This window comes from Nitrospira sp. ND1 (genome assembly GCF_900170025.1).
Classification (GTDB): Bacteria; Nitrospirota; Nitrospiria; order Nitrospirales; family Nitrospiraceae; genus Nitrospira_A.
Genome location: NZ_FWEX01000006.1, coordinates 3,331,879 through 3,351,440, shown reverse-complemented (window position 1 = coordinate 3,351,440; position 19,562 = coordinate 3,331,879). Strand labels below are relative to the sequence as shown.

The following is a 19,562-nucleotide window of genomic DNA, read 5'->3' as shown; positions in this document are numbered from 1 at the left end:
GCGCCGTCCGCTCCCACGCGACATCATCCGTACTCAGCTATGGTAGTAACGCTCTTTGACGATCTTGCCGTCCTGCCAGTCCGTTTTGACGACTTGCTCGAGGCTGATGGTTTGTCCGTTCTTCAATTTGACGGTCAGCACCGAGTCGTAGAAACTGGTGCTTCCAGAAATAGCAACGGCGCCGATGGTGTAGCTGACAAAGGCCGCCACCCCGATCGTCTCTCTAAATTTATCCAGTCGCTCAATGGAGGCCTGTTTGCCCACGACCGGTGGTTGGTTGCCTTCCTGTGTCACGACCGAATCCGCAAAGTAGATCTTCTGACCTTCGGTCATCTGCCCCTCCTTCAGGATGCCCAACATTTCTTCCAACGTGTCCTTCACTGACTTGCTCATGATGACTCCTCCCTCTATGCCTTGCGGCGTTTCATATAAATGGCAACCAGGAATTCCCACACAGGTGATGGGTGAACAATTAGAACGCCGCCACCTTCTGCTGTCCCTTGCGCCAGACCCGTTGAATCCATTGTGGACTGAGCCGCGTTGTCGATGACTGCGGCATTCATGCCATCTCCCGCCTGGCCTGCAATTATTGATACGCACTTCTGCTGCAATCGCCGATTCACTGCTACGACGGGCCTTTGGCCGGCAGGCTCGCCCCGTGACTCGGCGGTTCGCTCCGCGGTGGCCTCACGACACATGAGCGGCCTCGCATTGACGCTGCCGAGCCAGCTCAGCTGTGTCGCCGACTCGAACGTCTCCGCCCCGGATCACGAAACAATTCAAAGCGAGCGTGCCGCCGAATCTCCGCACGATATCCGTCAGCACCTGACGATCTTGTTTCAAACTGTCAGGATCAAACGTCGTCATGATGCAGCGCCCGCGGAGATCTTGGATTCCGATGATGACCTCTCCGATGTGCAAGCACTGCCCGGACCACGAGCGCTCAGCCAAACCCTCAACCCCACCGATGACCAGATTCGGTCTCAGCCGCCGACCGTCATGCCCGAATGCCGCAACCGCTCCATCCGTCGCCACCAACAACGGGAGCACGTCAAAGCGATCGCTGGAGTCGTCGCGTACCAGCATGGCACCAGGCCCAACGATGTCCTCAACATCCATGCGGACATTGGGGTCGCTCCACAGCCGGCCATCGACCACCGGCTCGCCGGACCCATTAAGGGTGGCACGGTGACCGAGCAGCCGGTAGTGCGATCTAGCCGTGATCACATGACCTTGGGCATCCTCCACATGCACGACGCGGTCTCCCTCGATGCCGAGTGGTCCGATACGCGCATGCTCTAGCCGTTCACCGGCCATTGACTTGACCGGATATCGCCATATCTGTGCGACCTTCATGATCTGAGCTCCTCCGACAAATGGGGCAGCCGCCTCATGGCGGAGGCCCTCACGCTTTGGTCATCGACAATTGGGCTTCGAGCTCGGCAATTCTCGCCTTCAACGGACCCACCAACTCTTCGACCTCTTCAAGCGAATATCGTGGCGTGATGTACTTCGGACAATTCCAGTCGAACGACACCACATCGATGAACACGATGCGCTCCACGCGCGCTTTCATGCCGGGATTGGCGAGTTGTGCCGCAAGATCTGTATGCAATCGGGCATCCTCGACTCTGGCATGGCCCAGGATTTTCAGTCTGGCCCGATTCGGGTAATCCATCAGAAACAAGGACACTCGATCGTCCACGGACAGGTTGCCCGTGCTCAAGAGTTGACGGTTCCCTTGATAGTCCGCAAAGATCAAGGTTGAGGGATTCAGTAGACGGAGAAACCCTTTAGGCCCTCCGCGATGCTGGACATAGGGCCAGCCGGTTTCGCTCACCGTGCTCAGGTAGAAACTGTCTCTGGCGCCGATAAAATCCGCCTCTCCTTCGCCGAGGAGATCGCGCTCAGGAGCACCCGTGATGTTCGCCGCATGTCCATAGTAATGGTGCTGCGCGCGAAGGACCGAGTCGGTCATCATCGTCTCGAGATATTTCATCGCCATTGGTTCACCCTCCGTCGAGTCGACCTGGCAACGGCTTCCCGTCGCAGGCCGATCTCCCGTCCACTCACCTGTCAGAATACGACCGTGTTCCAGCCTTCACTGACATACCGGCGCAAGCTCAGCAGACCCGATGTGCCGGCCAGCGCATGGTCCTTCTTGAGCGGGACACCACAGAATTCCACGCTTTCTTTCGCTCCGAAGACATCCGCGCAACCGCAGGATGCGCCTTGCACGACGTCCCGCACGGCGTTGTAGAGTCCATTGGCCGGATGCGAGAGCTTGGACAGTTCCGCCGGCCAACGGGTGCCGGTGCCGTTGAACACGACAGCGACTTCATCACCTTTCTGTTTGCACTCTGCGGCCAACGCCAGCGCGTTAAAGACCCGCCCTAAGGCTTCTTCTGAACCATTCTTCGGGTCTGACATCACAATAATTGCTGTTTTCATGGATCCTCCTTGATCGTGGGACGGTCTTGCTAAACGGTTGATGGGTTGCTCCTTGTGAATCGCCTTTGTGCTGAACTGATATGGCAAGGCTGGTGCCATGACGTGTCGCCATTGACGAAAGCAGAGAAACTGCTGAACAGATCAGGAGTTAGATGAAGGAACGGTTCAAAATGATGTGAGAAGACAGACGGACACTTCCACGATATCTCGTGGATCTACGACATATCAGAGGAGATGGTCTGTCGGATATGTGCTTAGGAAGAGGGGCGTGGTTTCTTGATCCCAAGCTTCTGCATGCGAGATCGCAATGTATTGGGATGAAGGGCAAGTCTCGTCGAAGCGCCCTGCTTGCCTTCGACGACCCAATCGACTTCCTGGAGGACACGGGTAATATGGGTCCGTTCAACTTCTTCTAGCGTGTATGAAGTGTCCGAGACTGCAGCTCGATCCGATTGGAGGAGCACCTCATCAACCTGCAGGACAGGCCCTGGTGAGAGGATGGCGGCCCGTTCGATGACATTCTCTAGTTCTCGGACATTACCGGGCCAGGCATAGTGCATGAGACGATCCATGGTCTGTTGGGAGATCTGATCGAGCCGTTTCCCAAACTTCTTGGACAAGCGTCCGGCAAACGAACGGACGAAGAGCGGAATGTCTGATGAGCGGTTTCGCAAGGGTGGCAGTTCAATCGGGAACACGTTGAGCCGGTAGAGGAGATCGGAGCGGAATGAGCCGGCCTTCACAGCAGCAGGGAGGTCTCGGTTCGTTGCCGCGATCACTCGAATGTTCACTTTTGTAGACCGACCGCTGCCGACCCGCTCGAACTCACGTTCTTGGAGGACACGCAAGAGCTTCACTTGTGCGTCCAACGGCAATTCACCGACCTCATCGAGAAAGATGGTCCCTCCCTCCGCCAACTCAAAGCGGCCGATCCGTTTGGCCAGTGCTCCCGTAAAAGAGCCCTTTTCGTGGCCGAACAATTCGCTCTCCACCAGATTGGCGGGGATCGCGCCGCAATTGACACGAACGAGCGGTCTCGCGCTGCGGGGGCTGAGGTCGTGCACGGCCCGGGCAATGAGCTCCTTCCCGGTGCCGGTTTCGCCCAAGAGCAAGACCGTCGAATCAGTCGGAGCCACTTGTTCGACCTTCCTCAGCACGGTCTTCATCGCGTGGCTCTCACCGATGATTTCATCAAAATGATGATCGAGTTTGATCTCTTCCCGGAGATACATATTTTCGGCCTGAAGCCGGTTGGTGAGTTGCTCGACCTCCGTAAACAGCTGGGCGTTCCTGATTGCGGTGGCTGCTTGATGGGCAAAAGTGGCGAGCCGGTCCCATTCCTCATCCGCCAGGGGGCGTCGTCCAAACATCGCGATGACGCCGAGCACGTCCCCGCGAAAGACGAGGGGGTACCCGGCAAAGGAGTGGAGCCCATGGTCTTTCATCCATTGCTTGTTAGGGAGTCGATCGTCGCCGAGCACATCGTTGGTCTGCATCGGACCGAACCCTTGGGCGATCTTGCCGATCTTCAGCGACCCCAGGGGGATACGGCGGTATTCCCCATCGAGGTTTGAATAGAGTCCCGCACTCGCCCTGAGATGCAAACACTGGGTGCGGTCTCTGCAGTCAGAGGCCTTGTAGCAGCCGGTACAGAGATCGCCAGGACCGCGGAGCCAGATACGGGCAAACGCCGCGTCCAGGTCATCCACAAGACCTTGGGTGATCGTCGTGAGGACGATGTGGAGATCCAAACTCGACGCCATCTGCATGGCGATGCGATCCAGTGCGCCATGAGAATGGGAAGAAGGAAAGGAAGGCGAATCGTCCATTGTGGGATCTCCGAGCCGGGCATGGCACTGCGTGGAGGACGATAAGTGGCTGATAACGGATTGTCAATAAGCAGGGGAAACGGGGTCAACCCACTCGAGAAATGCACGGTTCAGGTAGGGCCCGCCGCCACGAGGAGTTCGCAGGAAGGGAGGACCCTGCTCCAGGGCCTTCAGCCGCTTGACGTCTGGCACGGTCATGCCGCCGAACTTGCTTCGCCAGAGGTAGTCGTCGGCGTCGGAGAGTCCATGTCGTCGACACAGATCTTTGATCGAGACCTCAGCCTCAGCCTCCCACAAACACCCAATGATCTGGACCTCGGACAACCGCTTCTTCTGTGCCAATCTCCTTTCCTAAAGGGATTGGACTCTACATCATGGTGCTACTCAACCGAAGGGGAGGTCGCCGGAATCCCGCTCGCCTTTGTTCTTTCTGTCCCGCGCCTTCTCCCACGAGGAGCCTGGCGGACCGTCACAACGACATCCTGGCCAAAACGCGACAGGAACTGCACGAGACGTTCAATGGAAACTCTTGCCAGTGAGCGACGTTGTGCCAAAACGATTTTGGTGAGTGATGGCCGGCGTCACACAGATCTGGAATAGCCTGTGATGCAGGCCTCAGCACCTGTTTGACACGTCTGTCGCAGGGCGGTATCGTGAGACATGTTCGCTCGGCTATTCGCAACACTCTCGCTCATGACGCTCGCAGTCCTGTTCAAACGCCTCGTCACACGCAAACCTCCGTCCCCCCCCTACCGCAAGGCTGAATCCAAGTGGCCCAGCCGAAGCTACCGCGAACCTTCCTGAATTCTGCTGCGGCACCAGAGTGATTCATCATCACAACGGAATCAGACCGATATCCGTCGCGACGCGACTCTACCCCTGCAATCGACTCCAGAGCTTCTCGAGGGTCTTCACAAATGCCTTACACTCCTGGTCGGTCAGGTCTGAAAACGCCACCTGTTCTTTGTATTCCGTACAGCGCGGCGAGAGCTCGGTCATGACTTTGTCCGAGAGTTCGATCACGGTTGCGAATTCAAGCAATCGGTGTCGTGAGCTAGGAAATGGTGTGCGACAATCTCGTTCCCATTCCCACCGACTGTCAGTGCGTGCCTCTTGCCAGGCAGTAGCTTATACGCTACACTTGGTGCGTGGAGGCCACTCCGAAAGAGCTGCACGTCTATGTTACGGCAGAGGGCCGTGAGCCATTTACCGAATGGCTGAACTCGCTGCAGGATCGTCGGGCACGAGCGAAGATTCGAATCAGGCTAGATCGGGTAAGCTTAGGAAACCTCGGCGATTGCCATGGTGTGGGAGGCGGGGTCCAGGAACTGCGGATCGATTATGGCCCAGGCTTTCGAGTGTACTTCGGACAAGACGGAACGACGGTGGTGCTGCTTCTTTGTGGGGGTGATAAGAGTTCCCAGGCCAGGGATATCAATACGGCTCAGCGATATTGGAGCGAATACAGGAGGACGCCATGAAAACGCGCAGAGCGTATCAGCCGGATTTGATTGAGAGCCTGCGAGATTCGGGGGAGGCTGAAGAGTATTTAAACGCGGCGTTGGAGGAAAATGATCCCGAACTGTTCTTGCTCGCACTGCGGAACGTCGCCGAAGCGCAAGGCGGGATTGCACAGCTGGCCGAAAAGGCGAAGCTGAACCGTGAAAGCCTCTATCGAATGCTGTCTGATCGCGGCAATCCGGAATTCAGAAGTCTCGATGCCCTTCTCCACGCCTTGGGATTCCGGCTCGCGGTTACGGTGAATCGCTAGCCGGGACTATTGTCATCGTCGTTAAATCACAGAAGCCCAACCGCTGCTGACACATTTCGCCCCCCTACCCTTGCAATCGACTCCAGAGCTTCTCGAGCGTTTTCACGAACGCTTTACACTCCTGGTCGCCCAGGTCGGAAAACAGTTCCGCGACCTGCTCTTTGTATTCCGTGCAGCGCGGGGAGAGCTCGGTCATCACTTTGTCCGAGAGTTCGATCACGGTGGCCCGGCGATCCGTCGGGTGTCTGGTTCGCACGACCAATCCGTCTTTCTCGAGCGAATCGACGAGCGCCGTGACGTTCGTCGCAGTCACGCCCAATTCTTTCTTGAGCTCGCTCATAATCCTCGGGCCGCGCTCATGAATCGAACCAAGAATGCGCAACCGTTGAGGGGACAACCCCTTTTCCACCAATAGAGATTCCGACCACCGTTGATAGGCCGGGGCAAAGCTCCACAACAGTTCGACCAGCCGGTGTCGTGGCAACTTCGAGATGCAGGGAGAGACGGATGACTTCCCCTTGGCCCTGGGGGCTTGCATTTTCTTGATACGCTTCATCGTGTGTCACGGTACTTCAAACAGGGGCAACATTCAATGATAAATTGTTCATAACCTGATCATTCATATATTGACTATGTTTCCTGCCATGCCGGATACTGCGCTGCATGGAAATCGTCAAGATACACATTCACTGACATTCTCTATGAGACTGATACGGGCAGTTCAAAACACTCAACGGCCGTCTTGATCTAGGGCTCTTGTTCACAAAGAATACTTACAGCAGGTACACCATGATCACTCTCCAACATACATCCTGGCTGCTCGCGTTACTGCTGACCGCAGCCGGCTGCAACAACGAACAGGCCAGCAGCGGCGGGCAAGCACCTCCTCCCCCTGAAGTCGGCGTCGCCCAGGTGATCTCGAAATCGGTCCAACAATGGGACGAATACACGGGCCGCATCAGCGCGATCGACACGGTGGAATTGCGCCCACGGGCCAGCGGCTACGTGCAACGAGTGGCCTACAAAGAAGGCCAGGATGTGAAACGGGGCGATTTGATGTTCCAGATCGATCCTCGTCCCTACCGCGCCGCGCTGGATAACGCCGAGGCTCAATTGGCACGCGCACGCGTGGCGCAACGGCTGGAGACCATCCGTAACAAACGCGCCCAATCACTCATCGAGGATAACGCCATCTCGCACGAAGAGCTCGACTTGCGTCGTGCCGCGCAAGCGCAGAGCGCGGCGGATGTGCAGGCCGCCGAAGCTGCTGTGGCCACTGCCAAGCTCAACCTGTCATTCACCGAAGTCCGCGCCCCGGTCTCCGGCCGGGCGAGCCGGGCCCTGCTGACGGTCGGCAATCTGGCGACTGCCGACGACACCCTGCTGACCACGGTCGTGTCGCAAGATCCGATGTACGTCTATTTTGACGCCGACGAAAACAGTTACCTACGCTACAAGGAGCAGGAGCGCAAAAACGAGCGCACAGCGAAGGACAACACCGTGCACGTCGGCCTCGCCAACGAAACCGGCTATCCGCATACGGGGAAGGTCGACTTTCTCGACACGCAGGTGAATCCCACCCTCGGAACCGTGCGCGCTCGCGCCGTGCTCCCCAATCCAGACCGCATTTTTACCCCCGGTCTCTACGCACGGGTGCAGTTCGTCAGCGGCCAGAAGGCGCAGGCGCTCTTGATCGACGATAAGGCCATTCTCACGGATCAGGATCGAAAATACGTGTATGCGGTCGACAAGGACGGGAAGGCGCAACGCAAAGACATCATGCCGGGTGGCATGGTCGATGGATTGCGGGTCGTGCAGTCCGGCCTGGCGCCGGATGACAGGATTGTCGTGGTCGGCCTGCAGAAAATCTTTTATCCCGGCATGCCGGTCATACCCGCGGAAGTTCCGATGGACAAGTCGTCGGCGCCGGCCTCGCCCGCAGCCATGGCCGAGAAATAGGGAGCCAAGGCTGTGGACTTTTCCAAGTTTTTCATCGACCGCCCGATCTTTGCCGCGGTGCTGTCGATCGTCATCTTCGCCGCCGGCTTGATCGCCATCCCCATCCTCCCGATCAGCGAATACCCCGAAGTGGTCCCGCCCGCTGTCATCGTACGCGCCATCTATCCCGGGGCCAACCCCAAGGTGATTGCCGAAACGGTGTCCACGCCGCTGGAAGAACAGATCAACGGCGTCGAGAACATGATGTATATGAAGTCGGTCGCCGGTTCGGACGGCGTGTTGCAGATGACCATCACCTTCCGTCCCGGTACCGATCCGGATGCCGCTCAAGTCCAAGTACAGAACCGCGTCAGCCAGGCGTTGTCGCGGCTGCCGTCGGAAGTCGTCAGCCTGGGTGTGACGACGCAGAAACAGTCGCCGACCTTTCTGGTGATGGTCCAGCTGCTCTCCCCGGAGGGGAAATACGATGCGCTCTATCTGCGCAACTACGCCAACATCAAAATCAAGGATGAACTGGCTCGTCTGCCCGGTGTCGGCCAGGTGCAGATTTTCGGTAGCGGCGACTACGCGATGCGCATCTGGCTGAACCCTGACAAGATCGCGGCGCGCGGGATGACCGCCGGAGACGTCGTCGCCGCGGTGCGCGAGCAAAACATCCAGGTCTCGGCCGGACAGCTCGGCGCGGAACCGATCGCGAAAGGCACCGACTTCCTCATCTCCATCAATGCCCAAGGTCGTCTGCGGACGGCTCAGGAGTTCGGCAGCGTCGTGCTGAAAATCGGCGCGGGTGGCGAAGTCGTCCGCCTGTCCGACGTCGCCCGCATCGAGCTCGGCGCCAACGACTATACCTTGCGCGGTCAACTGGACAATCAGGATGCCCCGCCGATCGGCATCTTCCAGGCCCCCGGCGCGAACGCGCTGACCGTCCGCGATGCCGTGATCGCCAAAATGGAAGAACTCAAGACACGCTTTCCCCCCGGCCTCACCTACCGCTCGGACTACGACACCACAGTGTTCGTGCGTGATTCCATCCAGGCCGTCGTCCAGACGCTGATGGAAGCCATCCTGCTCGTCGTGCTCGTCGTCATCCTGTTTCTGCAGACCTGGCGCGCCTCGATCATTCCGCTGATCGCCGTGCCGGTGTCGGTGGTCGGCACGTTCGCCGCGCTGTACCTGTTTGGTTTCTCCATCAACACACTCACGCTTTTCGGCCTTGTCCTCGCGATCGGCATCGTGGTGGATGACGCAATCGTGGTGGTGGAAAATGTCGAGCGTAACATCGAAGAAGGACGGACACCGCTCCAGGCGGCGCACCAGGCCATGCAGGAAGTCTCGGGCCCGATCGTCGCGATCGCACTCGTGTTGTGTGCCGTGTTCGTCCCGATGGCCTTTCTGAGCGGCGTCACCGGCCAGTTCTACAAGCAATTCGCCGTGACGATTGCCATCTCGACGGTGATCTCGGCCATCAATTCACTGACCCTCTCGCCGGCCCTGGCGGCAAAACTGCTCAAAAGCCACGGCACACCGAAGGACGGCCTTTCGCGGCTGATCGAGCGTCTGTTCGGCTGGGTCTTCCGGCCATTCAACCGATTCTTTAAGGCCAGTTCCGACCGGTATCAGGGCACCGTCTCGCGTACGTTGAAACATCGCGGTTCTGTGTTTGCCGTGTATGCCCTGCTGTTGGTCGTCACAGGCATGCTCTTCCAAGCGGTACCTCGGGGCTTCATTCCCACCCAGGACAAGTTGTATCTGATGGCCGGGGTGAAACTTCCGGAAGGCGCCTCGCTCGATCGCACAGATGCGGTGTTGCGGCAGGTCGTCGCGATCAGCAAAACCGTGGACGGCATCGCCCACGTCGTGGCCATGACGGGTTTGAATCCTCTGCAATTCACGAATACGCCGAATTACGGCATCGCCTTCCTGATCTTGAAACCGTTCGACGAGCGTCATCGCAGCGCCAAGGACATCAGCGAGGAGATGAATCAGAAGATCTCCGCCATCAAGGAAGGCATTACCTTTGTGTTGATGCCGCCGCCGATTCTCGGACTCGGCAACGGCGCGGGGTACGGACTCTTCGTGGAAGACCGGGCGGGGCTCGGGTTCGGGGCACTGCAAAATGCCGTCGGTGCCCTGCAAGGGGCGGTCATGCAAACGCCGGGGATGGGCTACCCGATTTCCGGCTATCAGGCCAACGTGCCGCAGCTCGACGCCGAAGTGGATCGCGTCAAGACCAAGACGCAGGGCATCGCGCTGACGGAGCTCTTCAACACGCTACAGGTGTACCTCGGCTCGGCCTATGTCAACGACTTCAACCTGTTCGGCCGCACCTGGCGCGTGTATGCGCAGGCCGACGGCGACTTCCGCGGCAAGGTAGAGGACATCGCCAACCTCAAAACGCGTAATGACCGCGGAGAAATGGTCCCGATCGGCTCGATGGTGAAATTCAGCCAAACTTACGGCCCCGATCCGGTGCTGCGCTACAACGGTTATCCAGCCGCCGACTTCATGGGAGAGGCAGACCCGACCAAACTGTCCTCGGCACAGGCAATGGACAATATTCGCGACATCGCCGCGAAGGTGCTGCCCAACGGCATAACCATCGAATGGACCGACCTGAGCTTTCAGGAGGCCTCGCAGGGCAAGGCGGCACTGCTGGTGTTCCCGGTGGCCATCCTGTTGGCCTTCCTCGTCCTCGCCGCGCTGTATGAGTCCTGGACCCTGCCGCTGGCGGTGATCCTGATCGTGCCGATGTGCATGCTCTGCGCGCTCGCCGGCGTCAAACTCACGGGTGGTGACAACAATACCTTCGTGCAGGTGGGCCTGGTCGTGCTGATGGGTCTGGCGTGCAAAAACGCGATCCTGATCGTCGAATTTGCGCGCGAATTAGAATTGCAGGGCAAGGGCATTGTTGAGGCGGCCCTCGAATCCTGCCGCCTCCGGTTGCGCCCGATCGTGATGACCTCGGTCGCCTTTATCGCCGGCACGATTCCCCTCGTGCTCTCACATGGCGCCGGTGCGGAAGTGCGTTCGGCCACAGGCATCACCGTGTTCGCCGGCATGATCGGCGTAACCCTGTTCGGCCTGTTTCTCACCCCGGTGTTTTACGTCGGCCTGCGCATGCTCTCGGGCCGCAAGCTGATCAGGCACGATGAACCGCTGAAACAGGAAGCGTTGGCGGCCTCCAAAACAGATCCGTTTCCGCTGTAAATGTATCCATTGCCCCGCACATAACGCCTGCCTGATGGGGCGCTCCTTGCGACGCAACTCTTAACCAAGACAGTGCCCCTTCTTCGACGATTGGTTGCCCTGACTTGGTGCAACCAACTCATTAGGCCCGGTGTTGAGGTTTATTGAAGGGCACCACCTCCTCCCCACTCCTCGCCCGATCGTTCGCCCCCCATTTTTCACTTTTCAAGACTGGGCAGCCGCCCCTATTACTGAGCTTTGCTTCGCTGTCCACGTTCACGCACCCAACACTGCTTCCCCTGTTCACGTCCGAAATGACTGCCTGGAAAGACAGCCTGCCATACAAGACAAACAAAGAACCGATCCTCTCAACTAGCAAACGCCGCGGCAAGCAGTAGGTGGTGCGGTCCTGCACGATCGGCGTGCGCTCTGTGCAGATACACACGGCGTGATGAACGGCACACAAAGAAAACCTCTTCACGCCGATTCTCTGATGCGCCGTTCATTGCAGATTCGTGAGCTGGTGCAACGAGTTAGACCGTGCTCCGCTCTAAGTTTCCTGCCCCGCGAGCCTGGAACTTTATTTGCAGTGGGTTCAGCAAACAACTGGAGAGGCTGTGTGACCCATGAAACTTTCGTCTTTGGTCATTGTCCTACTTCTGACGGGCCTGTCCGTCCCATCGCAAATGGCTCATGCCATTTCGAAGACCAACTCACCACCGTCCGAACAGACAGTTCCGGAACATGTCATTTTGTTTGTGTTGGAAGGAATCGACCGGCAGGCACTCAAAGCGGGACCTATGCCTGTGTTGGATCGCCTTGTAAAAACTGGATCGGTCACCTGGTCGGCCACAACCGTCACGCCTCCGCTCCGGCTACCGGCGATGGCCTCTCTGTTCACCGGGCTACCGGTTGAGAAACACGGCATTACATGGGACGCGTTTGAGTTCAGCCGAGGGTATCCCCGGCCTCCAACAGTCTTTGATTATCTTGACCTCAGCGGCGGGCGGGACAGCGCCATCTTCTTCATGGACGAATCGTTGTATCAGTTGGCGAAACCCGAACCGTATACCGATTATCAGCTATGCGGACCTCTGAGGCCCGAGTGCAGTCCGGAGCGGCTGGTCTCCTATATCAGACAATACGTTCATAAGGCATCGAGCGGCCATGGATACGGCCACGCCATTCTGTCCTTGCCACATTTTCTGATCGTGCACTTGCCGGAGGGCGCGCGCGCCGCGTCCATCCAAGGTTGGGATTCGAACAACTATCGCACCGCGTTGCACGCGGTGGACCAGGCCATAGGGGCCGTGCTGAATATCTATCGAGAGCATGGACTCCTGACAAGCACGACGGTGTTTGTCACCGCCTTAAGCGGTACCGGCAGGACACAGGGACCTTCCACAGCAGACTCGCTACTCGTCCCATGGATTGCCTCCGGAGTCGGAATCAAAGCGGGCCACAGCATCCATCAACCGGTTTCCATTGTCGATACCGGTGCAACGGTACTGCGAGCGTTTCGGCTTACGACACATACCGAGTGGGACAGTCGCGCAATAGAAGAGATCTTTCGCGACACCGGCCCCATCTCGGCTATTTCGACAAAGGAACGGTGAAGCCATGCTCTTTCCCCAGTACAGGCCGCGTGTCACTTTGCCAGTCCGGTTCGCAATCCTCATGTGCGGCTTCGTCGCATGGATTCCATGGCCAGGCGCTGTTGCGATGGCAGAACCGCGCGAGTTGCAGGCGACGCTCTATTCCATCACCATTGATGCCAGGTCGTTGGTGTCGCCGAGCTGGTGGCAGGTACCAGGCGTGACGCCTTCAATATGGACCTACGACCCAGAAACGTCCGATGCGTATCGGACATCTGAATCGCGCGAGGTGCCATTAAAGCCAGGGGCTTACAAGTTCGTCAGCTTCACCTTCGACTTTCCATTTGAGGTCACAACAGATGGCACGCTGCAGTATGCGCGATCGCTCAATCAATGCGTGGAAGGACGAGGCACACGAACCTTAGTCGTCAAATGCAAACGGACCTATCCGCATGGTGGAGAGCCGGACTATCCCGTCGCTCCATGAAGAAGGAACAGAGAGGCACTATGGGAACGTACAATCATCTCACGAAGGGAATATTGGTGCTGCTCACCCTGGCCGGGCCGACAATAGCTCACGCCTTCTCTGCTGCCGCCGTGCCCAAACCGGCTACGGCGGGGCAAGAGCGCGCGAGTCGCATTGTGTTGCAATATGGCGCGGCGCTGGCCGGTGGCCGAGTGGAGGAATGGGCTGCCCTCGACCTGGGTTGCTTGACGCTCAGGCGGGCCCGAGGCATATCCCAACAAACCGATAGGGCCTGCTGGGACGACACGCTGAAGGTCCATCGTGAACTGGTCCAGGATCAGCCGGAAACCGGCATATTCGAGGCAGTGGGACGCGGCGTCGGTTTCGGCTTGCTGTCCGAAACACACCGCCATGCAGAGTACTGGAAGGACTATATGCCGGCCGTGCTGATTTCTCCTGCAGTACTCGGTACAGACGTGGGACCGAGTCCAGGGCTCGAGGTCCTGGACGTCTCGCCCGTCAGGCCATTCGCCCTCCGGAATCTCACCGGCCTGGAACCAGTAAGGGTTTCCGGCCAGACCGTCACGGTTCGGGTGACATATTTGGATCCTTTGACGGCTCCTCTCGCGCTTCGCCCGGGAGAGATCTGGTGGGCCAGCAGTGTGTTGCGGCGGTACGGGCCTGTCAGGGAAGTGACGGTCCGTTTTGTAGTGGTTTCAGGATTACGAAAGCTGGGCTATCCACTCGATCACGCCGTCGTGAACGAGGCCCTTCCTGGTTCGCCGGTTCAAGTCGGCATTCACTACGGCCGCCTTCCGCAGGCGAGCGATCCCGGCGGGGGCCAAAATGATGCGGTAAAGAATCGCTTGGGAGCAGGGGGACTGGTCCTAGGCTCCGCTCGCTGGTGGGACAGAAAGGACGCGAACCAAGCCTTTACCGCGGCACTGGCCCGGGCACAACAGATGCCGAGTTCTCCGGAGCGAACACGCCTGCTGACCCGACTCACGCTGATTGATCAAGCCGATCCCACCCTGCACCGGCTCATTGCCTACGATCGGCTACAGACCTTTCTCCGGGAAGGACTGACTAAGAGTGGGATATCGGTGTCAGGTGAAGCAGTGGCGGCGAGATTGGCCGAACTGTACTGGAATCTCCAGGCGCAGACCTGGCGGCAGGAACTCACCGACGTGGCCATGGGTCACTCAGCAGCAGCGGAGGCGTTTTATCAAGCCATTGAATCCTTTGAACGTGTGACGGCGGGCGGACAGATGGCTCTTGAAGAGCGGCGGCAGCTCGGCGTCCTCTATCGATGGAACAACGATGCAACCGCCGCGCTGGCAGTGCATGAAGCGCTCCTGAAAGACACCACCTCGGCAGACTCTCTGCACGGCCGGGTCTTATCCGATCTCGCCTGGGACCGCATTCAGTGGCTATCCTGGGAACGACGATATGAACATCCGTGGCTGGAGCAAGCCCGGCAGGAAGCAGAGCAAGCCGTCCAGGAGGTGAAGGAACCCGTCGATAAACTCATGGCAGCCTATGCGCTGGTTCTGGTGGAAGCCTTGCGCGTGCCTCGCGAACCAGCGCATCTGCAGGATCAATTGCACATCGTTAAAACATGGCATGACCGTATCTCCGGAACTGCAGGCGTCTGGCCCTATCTCATCGGGAACGATGTCGTGAAGGCCTTAGTGCCGGACGGTGGCCAGGTCATGTTACCCCGGACGGTTCGCGCCTCGGACGTGAGCAACGTTGAAATCCACGCCGAACCACCACCGCAAGATATCGTCTGGCAGTGGAACTTCGAGAAGGATGCTCCCAATGCGCTACCAGTGGGATTCGTGACCGTGAGCACCTCTGGAGCGGAGCCATCCGGCTGGCGGGTAATCGCCGACGATCAGTCCCCCACGCGGGGCAAAGTGGTCGTTCAGGATCGTCCTTGCGAGACAGGCGAGTGCGCGCACCTCCTTCTGGCTGACGGCGCTCGTACCACCTACCCGGACATCGTCGTGCAGATTCAGGATCTTTCGGCGGATGGCGGCGGCGAGGCCGGGATCGCGCTGGCCGCGCACGACAACAAGAACTTTTATGCCGTCACCCTCAATGCCTCGACGGGCCGGCTGACCACCAGGCGCGTGCTTGATGGGCGCACGACGGTTCTGGGGGAAACCACGGTCAAGCTATCTCATCGGCCCTGGCACAGCCTACGCGTCCAGCGGATCAACTTCATTCATCTTGATCGCGGACGGCTGGGCGTGTTTGTCGACGGCGCGCAAGTCACTGCCGTCGACGACACGCTGCTTCCGGAAGGCGGGTTCATCGGACTGGTCACATTCGGGCGGACAACGGCAAAGTTCGACAGCCTACATGTGCTGGATCTGGTCTCGAATCGACCGCTATCCGGCCACGCAGCTTATTGAATGCGGCAGGTGACGGGAGGAGGCCGTACAACATCTTCACGCCCTCCCGTTAACCCGGCCTGAAAGGTCAGCATCCGCGCCGGTGTTGCGGAAGAACTTGTTTCGGAATGGGGACGTGCGGTGGCCGCATGACTCGTTTCTCTCAACAGACTTCCTCGGGTGCCGCTGGATGGTTCCTCGCCGCCGCTCTTGGTTGTGTCGCGAGGGGCGAGGCGGCCTACTAGACTGCGGCGTACGTGAACGAGGTGAATATGTCGGACAAGGAGTCGAAAACTCTTACCCTATACCGGACCTTGTCCTTCTCCTCCTATGAGGAGATCGTAGACTTTCTTGGCGAACTTGCCCCCTGCATCATGCGAACTCGGCCAGCGGACGACTCGCCAGTTTCGGAGCTCCCGCGCAATGCCAACGCCAAATCAAGCGTCCGGGCCTATCGATCTGTTCACATCACCGGGGGATGCGAATAATTGACCACCGGAGGCAACAATGCGTACCGGCTTGAAATAGGGAAAGATGAGTTACAACACGCACCACTATCGAGGAATTCCTATGAATCGATCAATGTGTCTCCTCCGCAGACCGTGGAGCCTGATGGCTATGTGCATCACGCTTGGATTTGCCAGCTTCCTTCCGGACCTTGATGTATTCGCGCAACAGATCACATCCAAACCCGATCATGCCCCTCCCGGCGCGACTGTCGTCTTGCGGGGTAAGGGGTTGGGCTCATTCAAGTCCGCGAGGTTCAATAGGGTCACCTTCGCCGGAGTGCCGGCGCTGATCCAGCGCTGGGAATCTGATCTGGTCGAAGTGAAGGTGCCTTTCACAGCGACAACTGGTCCGATCGAAATGCTAGTCGGTAAGAAGAGGCTCTCTGCCGGGACCTTCACCGTAGTCACGCCGCATATCTCCTCCCTCACCCCAAGACAGGCCGAACGCGGTACCATCCTAACGATCATCGGTGAACACTTCGGTGAGACGGCGGGCGGGCGCGATCCGAATACCATGTTTGGAGTGAATGATGTGGTGATCGGCGGCGGCGTAGTGCGCCCGCAGCAATGGACACACGACCGTATTGAAGTCGAGATCCCATCAAACGCCGTCTCGGGTGATGTCGTCGTTCGATTAGCCTCGTCCGATCCGCTCCCGGACGGGTCCTGCTGCAGACCGGCCGAATACGTGCTCAGCAATGCGGTTTCACTCTCGTTGATCCCGACTGTCCGCGTCGATCCTCTGAGCGGGCCGGTTGGGACAAAGGTGGTGCTATTCGGGCAGGGGTTTGGCGCCGACAGGCGGACGAACGACGCTGTGCTCATCGCAGGGCAGCCGGCCACAATCGCCCAGTGGAAAGACGATGTAATTGTCGTCCATGTGCCCCTGGGCGCGAAGTCTGGCCCCGTGACGATCAAGAGTTGGGGACGCGAGCGGACGGTGGCCCACTTCACGGTTCATACCCCCAAGGTCACGAACATCGCTCCGGCCAGCGCACCGATCGGCACGTTGCTTCGCATCAGCGGCGAGCATTTTGGGTTCTACTCGGAGAACGGCGCGACTCCGTACAACTTCATGGACTTCAATACAGGCGAGAACCGGGTGGAGATCGGTGGCGTGCCGGCCGTGATCTACCGCTGGGACGACGACCGGATCGATGCCTGGGTCCCCTTCAGCGCGAAAAGCGGGAAAGTCGTGGTGTATCGAAACGGGAACAAGCCGAATCCCGACGGGTCCTGCTGTCTTGAACAAGGTGGCGTGGCGACCGAGGCGGGAGAGTTTGCACTTGTGACCCCGGTGATCGAGTCGTATCAACCGACGTCGGCCGGCTTAGATGAGGTAGTCACCATCAAAGGTCGGGGGTTTGGTTCTTTCCTGAAGACCGCAGAGCACACACATCTGGGGATCAATCAAAAAGTGTATAAACGCGGAGATGTTGCCCTTAATGAAACGGAAGGTGATGCCGTGGTGTCGAATGTGTCGCGCACGGAAGTGCTGTTCAACGGAATCGCCGCTATAGTTGAGTCCTGGGGCGACACCCAGATCGTGGTACGGGTACCCCATCGCAATCTCTATGGCGTCGGGAAGAAGGGCGAGTTTTTTGACAACCTCGCTACCGGACCGCTTGTCATCCGGCGCGGCTCCTGGGACATCCTTCCGAACGACACCTGCTGTACTCAAACACAATGGTTGAGCGTGGAAGCCGGGCAGTTCACCATCGAGGCCAAAGGTCTGCCGGACAGGGATTATTGGAAGTACAACAGACCTGATTGAAGAAATAAAGACGTCAGCCAGTGAGAGTCAGCAAACGAGCTCGAACGCCTCGCAGATCTGTTGACGCTCTAAGACGATCAGTACTCTGGTTTCTCGTCATTCCAAGGCAAGCATAGAGGTTGTGACCGAGCCATCTGGATTGCGAATGATGCCGTGTGTCGGTGGGGCTAACATGGATCGACGGGCAGCTCGGCCCTTCTTTCGAAGCGAACGTGACCTACGAAGACGACGATGATTCGGACAGGGAGGATAATCCCAGCAGCCAGGAAGGAGTCGATAATGTTGGCCGCGGAGGTGATCCGGAAAGGTGGCCTTGTCGCCTTCCCGACCGAAACGGTGTATGGGCTCGGTTGTAACGCGCTGAATCCCGAGGCTGTGGCGCGTGTCTTCGAGGCCAAGCAACGGCCCTCGTTTGATCCCCTCATCGTGCACATCGCGGACGAGGCGGCTCTCGACGGCCTGGCACACACAATCAGCCTCAATGACCGCCTATTGATGGAGCGCTTTTGGCCTGGTCCGTTGACGTTGCTTCTGCCGAAGCGGGCACAAGTCCCCGATCTCGTCACGGCGGGGCTTCCCACCATCGCCGTCCGGATGCCGTCTCATCCTGTAGCGCAAGGGCTGATCCGAGAAGCAGCCGTTCCGGTCGCCGCGCCGAGCGCCAACCCCTTCGGCTACGTAAGTCCGACATGCGCACAACATGTGGCGGATGGGCTCGGGGAACGTGTTGATCTGATCCTCGATGGGGGCCCCTGCCAGCTTGGTGTGGAATCCAGCATCGCCTCGATGGTCGGAAGCCGGCCCGAGCTCCTTCGACCAGGCAGCATCACGCTCGAGGAGATCAGCAAGGTGGTCGGCCCTGTCGTGCGAGCCCCCAAAAACCTGACGATGGTTGCGCCGGGACGGCTCGCTCGTCACTATGCCACACACACTCCTCTGACCATCCTGACGGAACAAGAAGCACAACCCATAATGCCTCTCGCTGAACGGGCGGGGCTGCTCGCCATGACGGAACCACGCCACTCGGGCCATAGATACTGTTCGATCGAGGTGCTCTCCCCATCCGGCGATCTGCGCGAGGCGGCACAACATTTATTTGCGGCGCTGCGGCGGCTGGACGCGCAGGGATTCGATCGTCTCTATGCCGAGCCTTGTGACGAACGAGGCCTTGGCATGGCGATCATGGATCGCCTCCGACGCTGCGCAGAGCCTCTCACCTGAGGCTGTAGTATCTCCACGGCACGGCCGCGCGGCAAGACACCAGCATGAGCGGATGCGCCCTGAATCTTTTGAGGCGACAGGGCCATAGAGCTGAGGGCCCTTGAGGATATGGAAACGTATTTCGTTCACCGAAAAACCGCCGAAGCCGCCCTCCTGCAGTCTAGTTTGTGTGGCCGTCTTTCAGTGAGATGTCCCCGGACATCTCTCATTTAAGGGCGGGCACCGGATCGAATCCGTATCTGAGCACTGAGAACACGTACCCCTGCCATTGGCTGACATCGTGGTCGTGTAACCCTACGCAGTGGCACGCACTGTCAGGCACCTCGCCGTCGTACCGCTATCCGACGCTTCAATAGGCAGCCCAGCTCTACCCCAGCGCAGACGGTGAAAGAGAACATGGTG

17 protein-coding genes and 1 pseudogene are annotated in these 19,562 nt (G+C 58.7%); 9 read left to right on the top strand and 9 right to left on the bottom strand.

Translation table 11 applies throughout. The features are described from left to right. Nucleotides 1-33: 33 nt before the first annotated feature. From NSND_RS20335 to NSND_RS21770, 8 genes and pseudogenes are all read right to left on the bottom strand, one after another. Nucleotides 34-393 carry a hypothetical protein gene (locus NSND_RS20335; RefSeq protein ID WP_080880729.1) on the bottom strand — a complete coding sequence of 120 codons (360 nt, stop codon included), beginning with the start codon at nucleotides 391-393 and terminating at the stop codon, nucleotides 34-36. A gap of 14 nt (nucleotides 394-407) precedes the next feature. Continuing rightward, on the bottom strand, nucleotides 408-563 hold the full coding sequence (locus NSND_RS21395; protein WP_159450918.1) for a hypothetical protein: 156 nt from the start codon (nucleotides 561-563) through the stop codon (nucleotides 408-410). A gap of 124 nt (nucleotides 564-687) precedes the next feature. Then, nucleotides 688-1,356 (bottom strand): MOSC domain-containing protein, encoded by a 669-nt coding sequence (locus NSND_RS20325; protein WP_080880727.1) that lies wholly within the window; start codon nucleotides 1,354-1,356, stop codon nucleotides 688-690. 49 nt (nucleotides 1,357-1,405) lie between these two features. After that, nucleotides 1,406-2,005 carry a pyridoxamine 5'-phosphate oxidase family protein gene (locus NSND_RS20320; protein ID WP_080880726.1) on the bottom strand — a complete coding sequence of 200 codons (600 nt, stop codon included), beginning with the start codon at nucleotides 2,003-2,005 and terminating at the stop codon, nucleotides 1,406-1,408. Nucleotides 2,006-2,076: 71 nt separating this feature from the next. Continuing rightward, entirely contained in the window at nucleotides 2,077-2,451 is a 375-nt protein-coding gene (locus NSND_RS20315) for a DsrE family protein (RefSeq protein WP_080880725.1), read from the bottom strand. A gap of 254 nt (nucleotides 2,452-2,705) precedes the next feature. Then, nucleotides 2,706-4,280: a sigma-54-dependent Fis family transcriptional regulator gene (locus NSND_RS20310; RefSeq protein WP_080880724.1), complete on the bottom strand. Its 1,575-nt coding sequence runs from the start codon at nucleotides 4,278-4,280 to the stop codon at nucleotides 2,706-2,708. Between the two features lie 159 nt (nucleotides 4,281-4,439). Then, a pseudogene (locus NSND_RS20305) lies at nucleotides 4,440-4,622 on the bottom strand (transposase); the annotation flags it as partial. A gap of 531 nt (nucleotides 4,623-5,153) precedes the next feature. Then, on the bottom strand, nucleotides 5,154-5,321 hold the full coding sequence (locus NSND_RS21770) for a hypothetical protein (protein WP_235000325.1): 168 nt from the start codon (nucleotides 5,319-5,321) through the stop codon (nucleotides 5,154-5,156). Nucleotides 5,322-5,428: 107 nt separating this feature from the next. Here NSND_RS21770 and NSND_RS20300 point away from each other — a divergent pair, with 107 nt between their 5' ends. Together NSND_RS20300 and NSND_RS20295 are read left to right on the top strand one after the other, a co-directional pair. Continuing rightward, complete coding sequence (locus NSND_RS20300) at nucleotides 5,429-5,761, top strand: type II toxin-antitoxin system RelE/ParE family toxin (protein ID WP_080880723.1); 333 nt, start codon at nucleotides 5,429-5,431, stop codon at nucleotides 5,759-5,761. Then, on the top strand, nucleotides 5,758-6,051 hold the full coding sequence (locus NSND_RS20295) for an addiction module antidote protein (protein WP_080880722.1): 294 nt from the start codon (nucleotides 5,758-5,760) through the stop codon (nucleotides 6,049-6,051). Before NSND_RS20300 ends, NSND_RS20295 begins: the two co-directional genes overlap by 4 nt. Nucleotides 6,052-6,115: 64 nt before the next feature. Here NSND_RS20295 and NSND_RS20290 read toward each other — a convergent pair whose 3' ends face one another. Beyond that, on the bottom strand, nucleotides 6,116-6,607 hold the full coding sequence (locus tag NSND_RS20290; protein WP_080880721.1) for a MarR family winged helix-turn-helix transcriptional regulator: 492 nt from the start codon (nucleotides 6,605-6,607) through the stop codon (nucleotides 6,116-6,118). A 233-nt stretch (nucleotides 6,608-6,840) separates the two neighbouring features. On the opposite strand from NSND_RS20290, the gene NSND_RS20285 reads away from it, so the two are divergent. From NSND_RS20285 to NSND_RS20250, 7 genes are all read left to right on the top strand, one after another. Next, nucleotides 6,841-8,010 carry an efflux RND transporter periplasmic adaptor subunit gene (locus tag NSND_RS20285; RefSeq protein WP_080880720.1) on the top strand — a complete coding sequence of 390 codons (1,170 nt, stop codon included), beginning with the start codon at nucleotides 6,841-6,843 and terminating at the stop codon, nucleotides 8,008-8,010. A 12-nt stretch (nucleotides 8,011-8,022) separates the two neighbouring features. After that, nucleotides 8,023-11,217, top strand: a complete 3,195-nt coding sequence (locus tag NSND_RS20280; protein ID WP_080880719.1) for an efflux RND transporter permease subunit — start codon at nucleotides 8,023-8,025, stop codon at nucleotides 11,215-11,217. A 605-nt stretch (nucleotides 11,218-11,822) separates the two neighbouring features. After that, nucleotides 11,823-12,812 carry an alkaline phosphatase family protein gene (locus NSND_RS20275; RefSeq protein ID WP_080880718.1) on the top strand — a complete coding sequence of 330 codons (990 nt, stop codon included), beginning with the start codon at nucleotides 11,823-11,825 and terminating at the stop codon, nucleotides 12,810-12,812. A 106-nt stretch (nucleotides 12,813-12,918) separates the two neighbouring features. Continuing rightward, the gene (locus tag NSND_RS20270) at nucleotides 12,919-13,278 is read left to right on the top strand and encodes a hypothetical protein (protein WP_080880717.1); all 360 of its coding nucleotides are present in this window, start codon (nucleotides 12,919-12,921) and stop codon (nucleotides 13,276-13,278) included. Between the two features lie 20 nt (nucleotides 13,279-13,298). Continuing rightward, nucleotides 13,299-15,677 (top strand): hypothetical protein, encoded by a 2,379-nt coding sequence (locus tag NSND_RS20265; protein WP_080880716.1) that lies wholly within the window; start codon nucleotides 13,299-13,301, stop codon nucleotides 15,675-15,677. Nucleotides 15,678-16,268: 591 nt separating this feature from the next. Then, nucleotides 16,269-17,939: an IPT/TIG domain-containing protein gene (locus NSND_RS20255; protein WP_159450917.1), complete on the top strand. Its 1,671-nt coding sequence runs from the start codon at nucleotides 16,269-16,271 to the stop codon at nucleotides 17,937-17,939. Nucleotides 17,940-18,170: 231 nt separating this feature from the next. Further along, complete coding sequence (locus tag NSND_RS20250; RefSeq protein ID WP_080880713.1) at nucleotides 18,171-19,160, top strand: L-threonylcarbamoyladenylate synthase; 990 nt, start codon at nucleotides 18,171-18,173, stop codon at nucleotides 19,158-19,160. Nucleotides 19,161-19,562 lie beyond the last annotated feature (402 nt).